Genomic DNA, 15332 nt, shown 5'->3' on the forward strand with positions numbered 1-15332 from the left:
GCGCCTGATTTCGGCTAGAAATACGGGCCGGGCAGCGATGCCCGGCCCGCTCTGCTAGGAGGCTACCCATGTCGCAATCCGATCGTGTCTGTGTCGGCGCCATCGCCGGAGCCTTCGGCGTTCAGGGTGAGGTGCGGCTGAAAAGCTTCTGCACCGAACCCGAGGACATCGCCTCCTACGGGCCGCTTTACAGCGAGGATGGCAAGCGCAGCTTCACCGTCCGCCTGACCCGCCCGGTCACTGGCGGGCTTGGCGCGCGCCTCTCGGGCGTGCTCACCAAGGAGGATGCCGACGCGCTGCGCGGCGCAACTCTTTGGGTTGACAGGGAAAAGCTGCCCTCTCTGCCTGATGACGAGTTTTACCACACCGACCTGATCGGGCTGGAGGTCTTCGACGCTGGCGGCGCGCCCATCGGCCGCGTGCGCGCGGTGCAGAACTTTGGCGCGGGCGATATTCTCGAGATCTTCGCCCCCGGTCGGCGCACCACGCTGATGCTGCCCTTCACCCGCGCCGTGGTGCCGACGGTCGACATCAAGGCCGGTCGGATCATCGCCGACCCGCCCGAGGATGTCGAATGACGCATGTCATCGTCCATGCGGGCTTTCACAAGACTGGCACGTCGAGCCTGCAGGACTACCTGCGCGCCCATCGTGCCCGTCTGGCTGACCGCGTGACGATCTACCTCAAGGATGACTTCCTCGACGCGGGCAATGCCGCGCGCCGCTATGGGATGCGCCCGCACCCCTGGCGGTTGTGGCGGTTTCGTCGCGCGCTGCGCGATTTTCTGAAGGCGATCCCCGAAGCCCCGGTGATCTTCCTGTCTTGGGAGGGGTTTTCGGGCGTCATGCCCGGCCATCGCCGCCCACTGAGCGGCCCCGTGCGCGGCATGGCCCGCGCCGCCGTGCCGCTGGCGCGTGGGATCGTGGCCGAGCTGCGCCGCCGCTTTGGCCCCGCCGCGCGGATCGAATTCCTCTATACCCTGCGCGAGGACGAAAGCTGGCTGCGCTCGGTCTGGGGGCATATCGCCCGCTCGATCCGCCTGACCGAGGATTATGCGGCCTTTCGCGCAGGCTTTCGCAGCCTGACCCCGCTTGATGCCGAGGCGGCGAGTGTCGCACGTGCGATCGCGCCGGTGCCGGTGCATACCGCCTGGCTCGAAGAGATCGGCGCACTGCAGCAGGGCCCGGCCACGCCCGCACTGCGCCTGATGGGGCTGAGCGACACCGAGATCGCCGCCCTGCCCCGCGCGAGCCATGTGAACCGGGGCAACTCGGACGCTGCCACCCAGACCTTCCTGCATCTCAACCGCACGCTCGCCGATCCGGCCGAGTTGAAACAGCGCAAGGACGCGCTGGCACGCGAGGACCATCGGAACCGCCCATGACCGACGACACCCCGAAACCCACGAGCAAATCGCACGGACGGCTGAGCATCTCGGCCTCGTTCAAGCCCCGGGATCTGATGGCGGACATGCGCCTCAAGGGCGCCTGGACCGCCAAGATCGTCACCCTTTTCCCCGACGCCTTCCCCGGCGTGCTGGGGCTGAGCCTGACGGGCAAGGCGCTGGATATGGGGTTGTGGGCGCTGGAAACCATCGACCTGCGCCCCTTCGGCGTGGGCAAACACCGCAATGTCGATGACACGCCGGCGGGCGGCGGTGCGGGCATGGTGCTGCGCCCCGACGTGGTGGGCGCAGCACTTGACCAAGCCGCGATCGGCACACCTGTCGAACGCGAGCGTTGGCCGGTTCTGTACATGTCGCCGCGCGGCAAGCGCTTCGATCAGGCCATGGCGCGGCGCTTTGCCGGGGCCGAGGGCATGACCATCCTGTGCGGCCGCTTCGAGGGCGTCGATCAGCGCGTGCTCGATCACTACGGTATCGAAGAGGTCTCGGTCGGCGATTTCGTTCTGACCGGGGGCGAGATCGCGGCGCAGATCGTGCTTGATGCGACGGTGCGCCTGATCCCGCAGGTTCTGGGCAATGCCGCCTCAACCGAGGAGGAGAGCTTTTCCTCGGGCCTGCTGGAATATCCGCAATACACCCGCCCCGCCGAATGGGAAGGGCGCGAGGTTCCGGCGGTTCTGACCTCAGGCCACCATGGCGAGATCGAGAAATGGCGCCGGGCCGAGTCGGAAAAGATCACCCGCGAGCGCCGCCCCGACCTGTGGGAGGCGCATCTGGCGAGCCAGCCCCCGGAAAAGCCAAAACGCCAACGCAGAAAGGCCGATCCGGGCGCCGAAGACGCTTGACCCATCGGTGCCGGACCCGTATATCGCGCGGGTCCGGGGCAGAATCTGTCCACCGGACCCTTTCGCTATTGGCCGATGCTTCGGCACTTCCCCGATGACGGGCCAAGGGCAAGGGTTTCATAACGATGCCGCAACTCTGGCGGGCGGGCACTGGCCCGGACCCGAGGGAAGACCGAGAGCTCTGAGGCGCGCCAGACCATCGCGGAACCACCGCGAGCATTGAAAGGACAAGCGATGAACCTGATCGCGCAACTCGAGGCGGAACAAATCGCCGCCCTCGGCAAAAACATCCCGGATTTCAAGGCCGGCGACACCGTTCGCGTCGGCTACAAAGTGACCGAAGGCACCCGTTCGCGCGTGCAGATGTATGAAGGCGTCTGCATCGCCCGCAAAGGCGGCTCGACCGTCGCCGCTTCGTTCACCGTGCGCAAAATCTCGTTCGGCGAAGGCGTCGAGCGCGTTTTCCCGCTCTACTCGACCAACATCGACTCGATCGAGGTCGTCCGTCGTGGCCGCGTGCGCCGCGCCAAGCTGTACTATCTGCGTGACCGTCGCGGTAAATCGGCCCGTATCGCCGAAGACAGCACCTACAAAGCCAAAGCCTGAGGAGCGGACCGATGAAAGCCGATACCCATCCCGAATACCACATCATCAACATCAAGATGACGGACGGGACCGAATATCAGACCCGTTCGACCTGGGGCAAAGAAGGCGACACCATGTCGCTCGACATCGACCCGACCTCGCACCCCGCCTGGACCGGCGGCTCGGCCAAGCTGATGGACACCGGCGGCCGCGTGTCGAAGTTCAAGAACAAATACGCCGGCCTGGGCTTCTGATCCCCGCCGAATGTATCGCGAAGGGCGCCCCATGGGGCGCCCTTTTGCTTTGGCTGTTGCCGAAAACACATCGTTTCCGCGCCGTTGCACGCAGCTTGCGAGCAGGTGCTTCCACCGGTTGGCTTGGCCACCTATAGTGCCAAAGCGCCGGAAGGGCGCGAGATGAAGGGAAGATCGACGTGGCGCATATCATCGTAACGGGGAACGAAAAGGGCGGTTCGGGCAAGTCCACCACCTCGATGCATGTGGCGACCGCGCTGGCACGCATGGGCTGGAAGGTCGGCGCGCTCGATCTGGACCTGCGTCAGCGCAGCTTCGGGCGCTATGTCGAGAACCGTCTGGCCTATATGGCCCGCGAGGGGTTCGACCTGCCAACCCCCGATTACCGTCTGCTGCCCGAGGTCGATCCTGCCAGCCTTACCCCCGGCGAGAACCCCTACGATCACCGCCTGTCGGCCGCCGTGGCGGAGCTGGAGCCGGTTTGCGATTTCATCATTATCGACTGCCCCGGCTCGCATACCCGCCTCAGCCAGGTGGCGCATTCGCTGGCCGACACGCTGATCACCCCGCTCAACGACAGCTTCATCGACTTCGACCTGCTGGCGCGGATCGACCCCGAGACCTCGAAGGTCACGGGGCCCTCGATCTACTCGGAGATGGTCTGGGCGGCGCGGCAATTGCGTGCCCGCGCGGGGCTCAAGCCCATCGACTGGATCGTCCTGCGCAACCGCCTCGGCGCGCAGCAGATGCACAACAAGCGCAAGGTCGGCGAGGCGCTCGAACAGCTCTCGAAGCGCATCGGTTTCCGTGTGGCGCCGGGCTTTTCAGAGCGCGTGATCTTCCGCGAGCTATTCCCGCGCGGCATGACGCTGCTCGATCTCAAGGATCTGGGCGTCGACAACCTGAACATCTCGAACGTGGCGGCGCGCCAGGAGTTGCGCGACCTGCTCAAGGAACTGCGCCTGCCCGGCGTCGAGATCAACTTCTGATCGCGCTCAGCGTGGCCTGCGCGCCGGCGCCTTGAACAGCGTGATCCGTCGCTTGCGCGGAATAAACCGCGCGCGCCGCGTTGTCAGGGCCGCGTAGCGGTCATCGAGGCCGTCATCCTCGGCGGGTGCGAACAATCCCCACCGGGTCAGAAATGCGAAAGCACGGAGCATTTCGATCTCCACATGGTTGAGTGATTAACCATTCTTTCGCGCAAAATGCGACTAAAGCGCGGCAAGCCTGCGGATTTGTCACGACACCCAAAAGGTGGTTTGCGCCAGCCCGTTCAGGGGCTGGCGCGGCGTTATCAGCCGAAGACCGCGGTCAGGGCGCCGTCGATCGCATCGGTGATGCTGTCGATATCGTCGGAGGTCGCGATCAGCGCGGGGCTGAGGCAGAGCGTGTTGTTGAAGCCCGGGTTCGAGCGGTTCGTGACCCCGATGATCACGCCGCGTTTGCTGGCCTCGGCCACAACCTGCTGCGCGAGCTTCTCGGCCACCGGCTCCTTGGTCACGCGATCGGCGACCAGTTCGGCGCCCTGGAACAGACCCTTGCCGCGCACATCGCCAATCACCTTGTGCTTTTCCATCAGCGCATGAAGGTTCCCGTTGAGCCTCTCGCCCATGGCCAGCGTATTGCCCAGCAGATCCTCCTCCTCGATGATGCGCATGTTTTCCAGCGCCGCCGCGGGGCCCGAGGTGCAACCACCGAAGGTCGAGATATCGCGGAAATAGCTCATCGGGTCGCTCGGATCGTCCTTAAACATCTCGAAGACGCGCTCGGTGGTGACGGTGCACGAGATCGCCGCATAGCCCGAGGCCACGCCCTTTGCCATGGTGACGAAATCGGGCTCGATCCCGTAGTTCTGGTAGCCGAACCACACGCCGGTGCGGCCGACGCCGCAGACGACCTCGTCGATATGCAGAAGGATATCGTATTTGCGGCAGATCTCCTGCACGCGCTCCCAATAGCCTTTCGGCGGCACGATGACGCCACCACCCGCGGTGATCGGCTCAAGGCAGAGCAGGCCCACGGTATCCGGGCCTTCGCGCAGGATCACCTCTTCGATCGCATCGGCGGCGCGCTCGCCGTAATTCTCGACGTCCCACTGCTTACGGTATTCAAGGCAGTGCGGAACCTGCACGAAACCGTCCGGATAGGGACCATACATCGCCGCGCGCTCGGCCTGACCGCAGGCGGCCAGAACGCCGATCGTGGTGCCGTGGTAGTCGCGCTCGCGGAACAGGATCTTGGATTTCTTGCCCTTGTGATGGCGGGCCGAGATCTGGCGCACCATCTTGAACACCTTCTCGTTCGCTTCGGAACCCGAGTTCGCGTAATAGACGCGGCTCAGACCCGGCATCTTCTCCAGCAGACGCTCGGCGAAAAGCGAGCCGGGGATCGAGCCTGCAGCGGCGGCGAAGTAGTTCATCTTGATCAGCTGGTCGCGCACCGCATTGGCGATGGTCTCGCGCCCGTAGCCCACGTTCACCGTCCAGACCCCGCCCGAGACGGCGTCGATAAACTGGTTGCCCGCCGCATCCCAGACTCGCATCCCCTTGCCTTCGATGATGACGCGCGGATCGGTGGTCTCCAGCGCCTTGTGCTGCATCAAGTGGTGCCAGATATGGGCGCGGTCGGCCTCGATCACGTGGCGCAGTTCGTTGGTGGTGATGTTCATGGGACGAATCCTGACAGGGCCGGGTTGGCCCGGCGGTTTCCATCCCCACTGCGCCATGCTTCGTGCTTTCGCGCAATTCTGTTTCTTACCTCGCGCAGAGCATTGTATTTACACGCACCAGAAGCGCAGTATTGGTGAATACTGAACACCCTGAACGGAGCGGGCGCATGGATGTGGATATTGGCGGGCGGTTGAGGGCGCTGCGCGAGGCGCGCAACCTGTCGCAGCGGGCTCTGGCCAAGCGCGTGGGCGTGCCGAATTCGACCATTTCGCTGATCGAGTCGAACTCGATCAACCCTTCGGTGGGCGCGCTCAAGCGCATCCTTGACGGGTTGCCGATCGGCCTGGCCGAGTTCTTCGCCTTCGAGCCCGACGCGCCGCGCCGCTTCTTCTTCGCCGCCGAGGAACTGATCGAGATCGGCAAGGGGCCAATCTCGTATCGGCAGGTAGGCGAGCCGCGCGCGGGCATGGCGCTGCAAATGCTGCGCGAGGTCTACCAGCCCGGCGCCGACACCGGCCGGGTGCCGCTGACCCATCAGGGCGAAGAGGCGGGCATCATCCTGTCCGGCCGGCTTGAGGTCACCGTGGATGGTGAGCGCAAGGTTCTTGGGCCCGGCGATGCCTATGCGTTCGAGAGCGACCGCCCCCACCGCTTCCGCGCCGTCGGGCACGAGCCCTGCCACGTCGTCAGCGCCTGCACCCCGCCCAGCTTCTAGGCCCGAAGCCGCGCGGCCCCAAATGCGCTGACGCCCACCATCACCGCCGCCGTCGCAAGGCACATCGCCAGCCCGCCGAACTGGTAGCTGAGCCCCGACAGAACAGTGCCCACCAGCCGCCCCGCCGCATTGGCCATGTAGTAAAAGCCCACGTCCAGCGTCACGCGATCCTCCTGCGTGAAGGCGAGGATGAGGTAGGAATGCAGCGACGAATTCACCGCGAAGATCGCGCCGAACACCAGAAGCCCGACGATCAGCGCCACCGTCAGCCAAGGTGCGGGTGCGCCCGCCCACCAGACCAGTGCCGCCAGAACGGAAGGCACGAATCCAAGCGCCACGACCCAATGGCGCGCCTCGGCGATGATCTCGGCCTCGGGGCGGGTGCGGGCGCGCAACAGGCGGGGGGCGGCGGCCTGTACTGCGCCGTAAAGGATGATCCACAGCGCCATGAAACTGCCGACCGTGAAAAAGGCCAGCCGGTTCCCCTCGGGCGAGCCATCCGAGATGACGGCGGCGAAATAGACCGGAATACCAACCACGAACCAGACATCGCGCGCACCGAACAGAAAGAGCCGCGCGAAGCTCAGCCAGTTGATATTGCGATTGTTTGAGAGCACCTCGCGGAACTTGGCGTCCTTGCGGCCTGCGGGCAGGCCCGAGGGCATCCGCATCAGCACCGCAATCAGAATCGCCGCCAGCACGGCGGCCATCCCCAGCACCGCCGCCTTGAATCCGGCCAGTGCCAGCAGCGCCGCACCAAGCAGGAACCCTAGCCCCTTCACCGCGTTCTTTGATCCGGTCAGAAGCGCCACCCAGCGAAACAGCCCGCCGTCGCCCTTGGGGGCCAGCAACTTGACGGCGGATTTGGCACTCATCTTCGCCAGATCCTTGGCCACGCCCGAGGCGCCCTGCACCGCCATCACATAGACGACCGACAGGCCCACGCCCCAAGCCGGGTCCAGCATCGCCAGCGCCAGAAGAGCCGCCACCTGCAGCCCAAGCCCCGCATAGAGCGTCGATGTCAGCCCGAAGCGCGCCGCGATCCAGCCCGCCGAGAGGTTCGTCACCACCCCGGCAATCTCATACAAAACAAACAGATAGGCCAGCTGCACCGGCGAAAAGCCAAGCTCGTGGAAGTGCAGCAGCACCAGCATCCGCAGCGCGCCGTCGCTCAGCATGAAGGCCCAATAGGCCGCCGTCACCGCGATATAGGCGGCAAGGCCACGCTCGCTCACAGCGAGGCCCCGACCATCAGCGCCACATCGACCAGCCGATGCGCATAGCCCCATTCGTTGTCATACCAGGCATAGACCTTCACCTGCGTGCCATTAATGACCATGGTCGAAGGCGCATCAACGATGCTCGAACGCGGATCGTTCACGTAATCAGTGCTGACCAGCGGACGCTCCTCATAGCCCAGGATGCCCATGAGCGGCCCCGCCGCCGCCGCCGCGAACAGCGCGTTCACCTCGTCAACGCTCGTCGGGCGCGACACCTCGAACACGCAATCGGTCAGCGAGGCATTCAGCAGCGGCACCCGCACCGCGTGGCCGTTCAGCTTGCCCTTCAGCTCGGGGTAGATCAGCGTGATCGCGGTCGCGCTGCCGGTCGAGGTCGGGATCAGCGAGTTCAGCGCCGAGCGCGCGCGGCGCAGGTCTTTCGCCGGACGATCCACGATGGTCTGCGTATTGGTCACGTCATGGATGGTGGTGATTGAGCCATGACGGATGCCGATCCCCTCGTGCAGCACCTTCACCACCGGAGCGAGGCAGTTCGTGGTGCAGCTTGCCGCCGTGACGATGGAATGGATCGCCGGGTCGTAGTCGTGGTTGTTCACGCCGAAGACGATATTGGCGGTCGGCCCGTCCTTGACCGGCGCCGAGACGACAACCTTCTTCACCCCCGCCGCGAAATAGGGGGCAAGCTTGGCCTCGGTCTTGAAAACGCCGGTGCAGTCGATCACCACATCGACGCCCTCAAGCGGCAGATCCTCGATCCGGCGGGCGTTGTGAACCGGCAGGCGGGTGCCGTCGATGGTGATGCTGTCGGCATCCGAGGCAAAATCCGCGGGCCAGCGGCCATGAACCGAGTCGAACTCCAGCAGATGCGCATGCATCGCCGGGTCACCCACGGCATCGTTGATCCAGGCGATCTTGGCGCCGCGTTCCAGCAGCGGGCGCAGGGCAAGCTTGCCCATCCGGCCAAGGCCGTTGAGTGCATAGGTGGTCATGTCGGTATCTCCTCGAATTCCGCAGCGCCGATCCGGTCAAGCGCCGCCTGCAAGCCCGCGCGATCAAGCGCATCAATGGGCAGTTCCGCCAGCGCGCGAATCCGCCGCTCCATAGTGTCGTAAGTTTGCTGAAAGACGGCACGAACCTCGGCGCCGCTGCCCTCGGCCCGCACCGGATCGGGCTGGCCCCAATGCGCACTGACCGGCACACCGGCCCAGACCGGACAATCCTCATTCGCGGCCTGATCGCAGACGGTCAGCACGAAATCCATCTGCGGGGCGTTCGCGACCAGAAACTCGGTGACTGATTTCGAACGCAGGGTGTCGATCTCATGCCCGGCGGCGCGCAGCACCTCCAGCGCATGCGGGTTCGGGCGCCCCGCGGGATGGGTTCCCGCCGAAAAGACGCTGAAGCGATCCCCCGCGATGCTGCGCAGCAATTGCTCGGCGATCAGCGAGCGGGCCGAGTTTCCGGTGCAAACGAAAAGCACATTGGTCTTGAGACGATTGATCTCGGGCGGGACCGGGCAAAGATCGGCGCGACCGCGGCAGCAGTCGTTGACCAGAAATCCGAGCAACCCATGCACCGCCGCCAGATCGACACGGTAGAGCAATGCCGTGCCCTCGCGCCGCTGCGTGACCAGCCCGACATCGAGCAGCGCCGAGAGATAGACCGACATCGTGCTGGCCTTGATCGCAAGCGCCTCCGATATCTCACCCGCGCGCACCTCGTCAGGGTATCGGCGCATCAAAAGCCGATAGACCGCTAGCCGGCCTTCATGGCTGAGTGCGAATAATCTTTGCGTCGATTCTTTTTCCATATTTCATGGATATTCGAAATAATAAGATTATACAATATCTTCGATGATTTCGCATCTTTTCTATATTTTTCTGTCGGTTAGTCGCGCCGCCTGTGGTGCCGGGAAACCGCACCGATTGCCGCGCCCACCGCGAGCCCAAGCGCAACCGTCACCAGCGGATGGTCCTGTGCGAACTTCTTCGCATCCGTTCCAGCCTGAATTGCAGCCTCTTGCGCCTTCAGGCGCGCGGCATAGGTCGCCTCGCGCGCTGCAATTACTTTGGCACGGGTATCCTCGCCCAACCCTTCGAGCCCGTCCGCAAAACGCGCCCGCAGATCCTGCGCGAAGGCGCCCATCATGTCGGCGCGCGCATCGGCAAGATCATGGGCAGCAGTTGCACCGCTGAGCGCCTGCGCCTCAAGCGCATGCAGGGCTTCGGAGGCGGCGCGGCGCAGCGTGTCGATCTGCTCGGCCCAGCCGTCCCCGGTGGTATCTGCCTGCGAGTCCTCGGGTTCCTCGGCCCCCGGCACGGCTTCGTGACGGCCGAGCAGGATCCACGCAAGCCCCGCCCCGACCAGCGCCGCAGCCAGCGGATGACGCCGCAGGGTCGAACCAGCCTGACGCGCCAGAGGCACCGCGTTTTCCTGCGCCAGTTTCAACGCCTCATCCGCCATGGCGCCAGGCGCGACCCGCCCCGCAATGGCTGCCAGCAGTTAGGCCAGCTCCTGACGCTGCTCATGCAGTTCTCGCTCCAGCTTTTCGATGCGGTTCTCCGAGGCCATGGCATCCCTTCCGCGTTATTCGTCAGCCGAGCGGCTGAGCGGGCGATGAAACGGGCGGCGCGCCCGGACCAGCAGGCGCGACACGCGCAGCCCCATCAGTAGTGCCACCAGAACGAACCCGGCCGAAGCCGCCAGCGCCGCATAGGCCGGGCTAAGACCCCAAGCCACGAGCCCCGCGATCAGAGCATCACGTAGCGCCCCCGCCGCAGCAAACAGCGCCGCCGCCGCCAACACCAGCCAAAGCGCTGCTCCGCGCAGGGCCTGCAGGCGGTCCTCGGCCTCAACCCGCCAGATCGCCAGTTCCAGCCGCACCATCGCCTGCGCACGGCGCAGGGCGAGGCGGATGAGCATTTGAGTCGTGCCCCGGACCCGGCTTTCCTGGGTCTGATCATCATCCTGCATCCTGCGGCCCCCTTTTCACGTCCCGCACCATTCTACGCCAAACCCACGACCCTCGCCACGGCGCCCATAGACGCAGCCTCAGCCGGTGCCGCGTTCATCGAGATGCAGCTTGCGCACCGCATCCTCGATGCGGTTGGCGTAATGCACCATCGGCGGCTTGAGCCCGTGCAGAAACAGATCCTCGCGGATTTGATGGGTGGTTCCGGTCAGGTAAAGCTGCACGCCGCGCCGCGCGGCCTTATGCGCCAGCCCCTCAATCGTATGGGCGGCAGTCGAATCCAGAAACGGCACCGCGCCGAAATCGACGATCAGCGCGCGGTGCGTATCGGCGATCCGGTCGAGCACCGAGCCGATTGACGCCGCCGCACCGAAGAAGAACGCCCCCGAGATGCGATAGACCACCACGCCGCGATCGCTCGCCGCCGGGCCTTCAAGCACGGGCAGCGTGGCGTCGGATTGATCCTGGCCGACGAAGGGCGCGTGCGTCTCGACCGCCGTCGTGTTCGACATGCGGTGGATGAACAGCACCGAGCCAAGTGCGAAGCCGACCACGATAGCCTCTGTCAGATCGCGGAAGATGGTGAGGCCAAAGGTGATCAGCAGCACCGCTGCATCCCCGCGCGAGGCGCGGAGCAGCGTGGCGAAGGCGTGTTTTTCGACCATGTTCCAGGCGACGATGGCCAGAACGCCAGCGAGACTGGCAAGGGGGATGTAGCTGGCCAGAGGCGCTGCAACCAGAATGAACAGAAGCAGGAAAACCGCATGCAGCATCCCCGCAATGGGGCTGCGCGCACCTGCCCGCACATTGGTTGCGGTGCGTGCAATCGTGCCGGTCACGCAGATCCCACCGAAGAGCCCAGAGGCCACGTTTGCTACCCCCTGCGCCACCAGCTCGCAATTTGAGCGGTGCCGCCGCCCGGTCATGCCGTCGGCAACGACCGCGGAGAGCAGCGACTCGATCGAGCCAAGCAGCGAGAAGGCAATCGCACTGGGCAGCACGGCTTGCAACTTGGCCACGGTGATCTCGGGCAGATGCGGTTGCGGCAGGCCAGAGGGAATGCCACCGAATTTCGAGCCGATCGTGGCTGTATCGAGCCCAAGCACCATCGCGACAACCGAGGTCAGCGCCACTGCGATCAACATGCCGGGCCAGCCGGGGCGGAGTTTTTTCAGGCTGTTGATCAGCAGTATGGTCGCCCCCGCCAGCGCGATGGTGACCGCATTGGCCGTTGGCAGCGCATCCCAGAGCACGGGCAGTTTCTCGGCCAGCGGCCCGGGCTCGGGGACGCTGAGCGTCAGGCCAAGGAACTCCTTGATCTGGCTGGCAAAGATGATCACCGCGATGCCTGCGGTGAAACCCACGGTGACCGGGTAGGGGATGAACTTGATATAGGTGCCAAGCCGCAAGAATCCGATGGCGGCCAGGATCAAGCCCGACAGGATCGTCGCCAGAAACAGCCCGTCCATCCCGTGCATTTGCACAGTGCTTGCCACCAGCACGATGAACGCCCCGGCGGGGCCACCAATCTGGAAGCGGCTGCCGCCAAGCGCTGACACCAGGAACCCGCCGATAATCGCCGTATAAAGCCCCTGCGCCGGGGTGGCGCCAGAGGCGATGGCAATCGCCATCGACAGGGGCAGCGCGACGATGGCCACCGTCAGCCCCGCCAGCGCATCGGCCCGCAGGTCCCGCATCCCGTAGCCCTCGCGCAAGACGGTCACAAGCTTGGGCAGGAACAACTCGGCGAAGGGCACAGGCGGTTGCTTGGTGGTCTGGCGGGTCATCTCCGGCGGCCTCTTGCAAGGCGGCGAACACCCGGAGCGCAGGCCCCGGCTATCCGACGCGGGTCATGATGTCTTCTTCGTTTCGACAGGCTCTTTCAGGCGCACCCCCCGGCCCGAGCCACGGCTTGGCGCGCCCTCGGCGATCAGCTCGATCCCGGCACGGTCGAAGGCCTCGATCACCTTCATCAGCGTATCGACGACCCCGCGCACATTACCCGCGCTGGCCTCCATCCGCTGAATCGTCGGCACCGAGACCCCCGCCATCTCGGCCAGGGCTTTCTGGTCGATTCCCAGCAGGGCACGCGCCGCACGCATCTGAGCAGAAGTAATCATCACTATTCCGGTGCAGGAGTGAACTATTTCAGTAAATACCATGCAATATCATGTTTCAAACATCATTCTTCGCGTGAATGAGCACATTCGCGCGACCGCCTTGCGCAAATCGCTCAGGAAAAACCGGCAAATCGCACCCCCGTGAGCGCTGACATCCTTGCAGGAATGGCAATTCACCGGGTAAACACCCATCACACAGGGCAAATTCTGGCCGTCAAAGCTGGTTTTTCGCAGAATGCGCCTCGGCGCCTGCAACCAAGCCAGCCCCAGCCGGTCGATTAGTTTCCGCGGCGTCACAGAAAGGCTGAGAGCACATGGCTGAATCCCAAACCCCCGACATCATCTATACCAAGGTCGATGAAGCGCCGGAGCTGGCCTCGGCCTCGCTCCTGCCGATCATCCGCAGCTTCGCCGCCGCGGCTGGTGTTTCGGTCGATACCCGCGACATCTCGCTGGCGGGCCGCATCATCGCCACCTTCCCCGAGAAGCTGACCGACGCGCAGCGCCAGTCGGACGATCTGGCCTGGCTGGGCGAGCTGGTGAAGACCCCCGAGGCGAACGTGATCAAGCTGCCGAACATCTCGGCCTCGGTCCCGCAGCTGGTTGCCGCGATCAAGGAACTTCAATCGCAGGGCTATGACCTGCCCGACTATCCCGAAGCCCCCGCGACCGACGCCGAGAAAGATGCCCGCGCCCGCTACGACGCGATCAAGGGCTCGGCTGTGAACCCGGTGCTGCGCGAAGGCAACTCGGACCGCCGCGCCGCCGCCGCCGTCAAGAAATTCGCCCAGAACAACCCGCACCGCATGGGTGACTGGGTTGCCGACAGCAAGACCCGCGTGGCCGCCATGTCGGGAGGTGACTTCTTCTCGAACGAGGTTTCGGCGACCCTGCCGAAAGCCGCCTCGGCCAAGATCGTGCTGGAAACCGCCGCGGGCGAAACCGTCCTGAAGGACGGCGTGAAATACCCCGAAGGCACCGTGGTCGATGCGACCTACATGTCGGCCAAGGCGCTCGGTGCGTTCCTTGACGAAGAGATCGCCAAGACCAAGCAAGAGGGCGTCCTCTTCTCGCTGCACATGAAAGCCACGATGATGAAGGTCTCGGACCCGATCATCTTCGGCTATGCGGTCAAAGCCTGGCTCAAGCCGGTCTTCGAGAAATACGGCGAGCAGATGAAGGCGCTTGGCGTCAACCCGAACTCGGGCCTGGGCGACCTGCTCAACCGCGTCAAGGACAATGCCGAGATCATGGCCGCCATCGACGCGGTCAACGCGACCCGTCCGCCGATGTATATGGTGAACTCGGACAAGGGCATCACCAACCTGCATGTGCCCTCGGACGTGATCATCGATGCCTCGATGCCCGCGCTGATCCGCGCCGGCGGCAAGGGCTGGGGCCCGGACAACAAGGAACACGATTGCGTCTGCGTGATCCCGGACAACTCCTACGCGCCGGTCTATGACGCGACGATCGAGTTCTTCAAGGCCAATGGCAAGCTGAACCCGGCCACCGCCGGCACCGTTCAGAACATCGGCCTGATGGCGCAGAAGGCCGAGGAATACGGCTCGCACCCGACCACCTTCGAGATCCCGGCCGACGGCACCGTCAAGATGATCCTCGACGATGGCACCGTGCTGCACTCGCATGCCGTTGAGAAGGGCGACATCTGGCGCTCGGCCTCGGCCCGCAAGGCGCCGATCGAGGACTGGGTCAACCTGGCCATCGACCGTCAGAAGGCCACCGGCTACCGCGCGATCTTCTGGCTCGATGCCGCGCGCGCCCATGACGCGCAGCTGATCGAATACGTCAAGCCGATCCTCGCCGCCAAGGGCGTGGCCGACAAGTTCGAGATCATGGCCCCGCGCGAAGCCACCATCGCCTCGCTCGAGACCATCACCAAAGGCGAGAACACCATCGCCATCACCGGCAACGTGCTGCGTGACTACCTGACCGACCTGTTCCCGATCCTGGAACTGGCAACCTCGGCCAAGATGCTGTCGATCGTGAAGCTGATGCAGGGCGGCGGTCTGTTCGAGACGGGCGCGGGCGGCTCGGCCCCCAAGCACGTCCAGCAGCTGATGGAAGAGAACCACCTGCGTTGGGACTCGCTTGGCGAATTCTGCGCACTTGGCGAAAGCTTCCGCTTCCTCGCCGATGCGAAGGGCAACGCCAAGGCCCGCGTGCTGGGCGATGCGGTGGACGTGGCCACGCAGGGCATCCTCGACAACGACAAGTCGCCGGGCCGCAAGGTTGGCCAGCCCGACAACCGCGACAGCCATTTCTACTTCGCCCAGTATTGGGCGCAGGCGATGGCCGCACAGTCGGACGACGCCGCACTGGCCGCGCATTTCGCGCCGATTGCCAAGGCCCTGACCGAGAACGAAGCCACCATCGTGGCCGAACTTCAGGCGGGCCGCGGCAAGCCGGTCGATCTGGGTGGCTACTACCATGGCGATGCGGCCAAGACCGCAACCGTCATGCGCCCCTCGGCGACCTTCAACAAGATCATCGGCTAAGCCTTCGG

General features: G+C 64.8%; 17 protein-coding genes. 8 read left to right on the forward strand and 9 right to left on the reverse strand.

The window, feature by feature from the left end; translation table 11 throughout:
• Window positions 1–68 precede the first annotated feature (68 nt).
• From rimM to KTQ37_RS07650, 6 genes are all read left to right on the forward strand, one after another.
• Window positions 69–578, forward strand: a complete 510-nt coding sequence (gene rimM, locus KTQ37_RS07625) for a ribosome maturation factor RimM (protein ID WP_218629908.1) — start codon at window positions 69–71, stop codon at window positions 576–578.
• The gene (locus KTQ37_RS07630) at window positions 575–1384 is read left to right on the forward strand and encodes a hypothetical protein (protein WP_218629909.1); all 810 of its coding nucleotides are present in this window, start codon (window positions 575–577) and stop codon (window positions 1382–1384) included. The genes rimM and KTQ37_RS07630 overlap by 4 nt, the downstream gene beginning before the upstream one ends.
• Window positions 1381–2250, forward strand: coding sequence for a tRNA (guanosine(37)-N1)-methyltransferase TrmD (gene trmD / locus KTQ37_RS07635; protein ID WP_218629910.1), 870 nt, complete (start codon window positions 1381–1383; stop codon window positions 2248–2250). Before KTQ37_RS07630 ends, trmD begins: the two co-directional genes overlap by 4 nt.
• Window positions 2251–2484: 234 nt before the next feature.
• On the forward strand, window positions 2485–2856 hold the full coding sequence (rplS, locus tag KTQ37_RS07640) for a 50S ribosomal protein L19 (protein ID WP_218629911.1): 372 nt from the start codon (window positions 2485–2487) through the stop codon (window positions 2854–2856).
• Window positions 2857–2867: 11 nt separating this feature from the next.
• Complete coding sequence (gene rpmE, locus KTQ37_RS07645) at window positions 2868–3089, forward strand: 50S ribosomal protein L31 (RefSeq protein WP_218629912.1); 222 nt, start codon at window positions 2868–2870, stop codon at window positions 3087–3089.
• A 179-nt stretch (window positions 3090–3268) separates the two neighbouring features.
• Window positions 3269–4078 carry a division plane positioning ATPase MipZ gene (locus KTQ37_RS07650; RefSeq protein ID WP_218629913.1) on the forward strand — a complete coding sequence of 270 codons (810 nt, stop codon included), beginning with the start codon at window positions 3269–3271 and terminating at the stop codon, window positions 4076–4078.
• A gap of 6 nt (window positions 4079–4084) precedes the next feature.
• Here the strand turns inward: KTQ37_RS07650 and KTQ37_RS07655 are convergent, their stop codons facing one another.
• Both KTQ37_RS07655 and KTQ37_RS07660 read right to left on the reverse strand, forming a co-directional pair.
• Window positions 4085–4249 carry a hypothetical protein gene (locus KTQ37_RS07655; protein ID WP_218629914.1) on the reverse strand — a complete coding sequence of 55 codons (165 nt, stop codon included), beginning with the start codon at window positions 4247–4249 and terminating at the stop codon, window positions 4085–4087.
• Between the two features lie 134 nt (window positions 4250–4383).
• Complete coding sequence (locus KTQ37_RS07660) at window positions 4384–5757, reverse strand: aminotransferase family protein (protein ID WP_218629915.1); 1374 nt, start codon at window positions 5755–5757, stop codon at window positions 4384–4386.
• Window positions 5758–5924: 167 nt separating this feature from the next.
• Here KTQ37_RS07660 and KTQ37_RS07665 point away from each other — a divergent pair, with 167 nt between their 5' ends.
• A complete protein-coding gene (locus tag KTQ37_RS07665; protein ID WP_218629916.1) occupies window positions 5925–6473 on the forward strand; it encodes a cupin domain-containing protein in 549 nt (182 codons plus the stop codon).
• Here KTQ37_RS07665 and arsJ read toward each other — a convergent pair.
• The 7 genes from arsJ to KTQ37_RS07700 all read right to left on the reverse strand — a co-directional run bounded on the left by arsJ (window position 6470) and on the right by KTQ37_RS07700 (window position 12805).
• Complete coding sequence (arsJ, locus tag KTQ37_RS07670) at window positions 6470–7708, reverse strand: organoarsenical effux MFS transporter ArsJ (protein WP_328799701.1); 1239 nt, start codon at window positions 7706–7708, stop codon at window positions 6470–6472. The two genes, KTQ37_RS07665 and arsJ, sit on opposite strands and share 4 nt — an antisense overlap.
• Complete coding sequence (locus tag KTQ37_RS07675) at window positions 7705–8703, reverse strand: ArsJ-associated glyceraldehyde-3-phosphate dehydrogenase (protein ID WP_218629918.1); 999 nt, start codon at window positions 8701–8703, stop codon at window positions 7705–7707. Before KTQ37_RS07675 ends, arsJ begins: the two co-directional genes overlap by 4 nt.
• On the reverse strand, window positions 8700–9524 hold the full coding sequence (locus KTQ37_RS07680) for an arsenate reductase/protein-tyrosine-phosphatase family protein (protein ID WP_218629919.1): 825 nt from the start codon (window positions 9522–9524) through the stop codon (window positions 8700–8702). Before KTQ37_RS07680 ends, KTQ37_RS07675 begins: the two co-directional genes overlap by 4 nt.
• Before the next feature lie 77 nt (window positions 9525–9601).
• Window positions 9602–10177, reverse strand: coding sequence for a hypothetical protein (locus tag KTQ37_RS07685; RefSeq protein WP_218629920.1), 576 nt, complete (start codon window positions 10175–10177; stop codon window positions 9602–9604).
• A gap of 123 nt (window positions 10178–10300) precedes the next feature.
• Window positions 10301–10687, reverse strand: coding sequence for a phage holin family protein (locus KTQ37_RS07690; RefSeq protein WP_218629921.1), 387 nt, complete (start codon window positions 10685–10687; stop codon window positions 10301–10303).
• Between the two features lie 78 nt (window positions 10688–10765).
• Window positions 10766–12472: a SulP family inorganic anion transporter gene (locus tag KTQ37_RS07695; protein WP_218629922.1), complete on the reverse strand. Its 1707-nt coding sequence runs from the start codon at window positions 12470–12472 to the stop codon at window positions 10766–10768.
• Between the two features lie 63 nt (window positions 12473–12535).
• Complete coding sequence (locus KTQ37_RS07700; RefSeq protein ID WP_218629923.1) at window positions 12536–12805, reverse strand: helix-turn-helix domain-containing protein; 270 nt, start codon at window positions 12803–12805, stop codon at window positions 12536–12538.
• Between the two features lie 314 nt (window positions 12806–13119).
• Here KTQ37_RS07700 and KTQ37_RS07705 point away from each other — a divergent pair, with 314 nt between their 5' ends.
• Complete coding sequence (locus KTQ37_RS07705; protein ID WP_218629924.1) at window positions 13120–15324, forward strand: NADP-dependent isocitrate dehydrogenase; 2205 nt, start codon at window positions 13120–13122, stop codon at window positions 15322–15324.
• Window positions 15325–15332: the final 8 nt, after the last annotated feature.

Source organism: Sedimentimonas flavescens (assembly GCF_019264375.1).
GTDB classification, from domain to species: Bacteria; Pseudomonadota; Alphaproteobacteria; order Rhodobacterales; family Rhodobacteraceae; genus Rhodobacter; species Rhodobacter flavescens.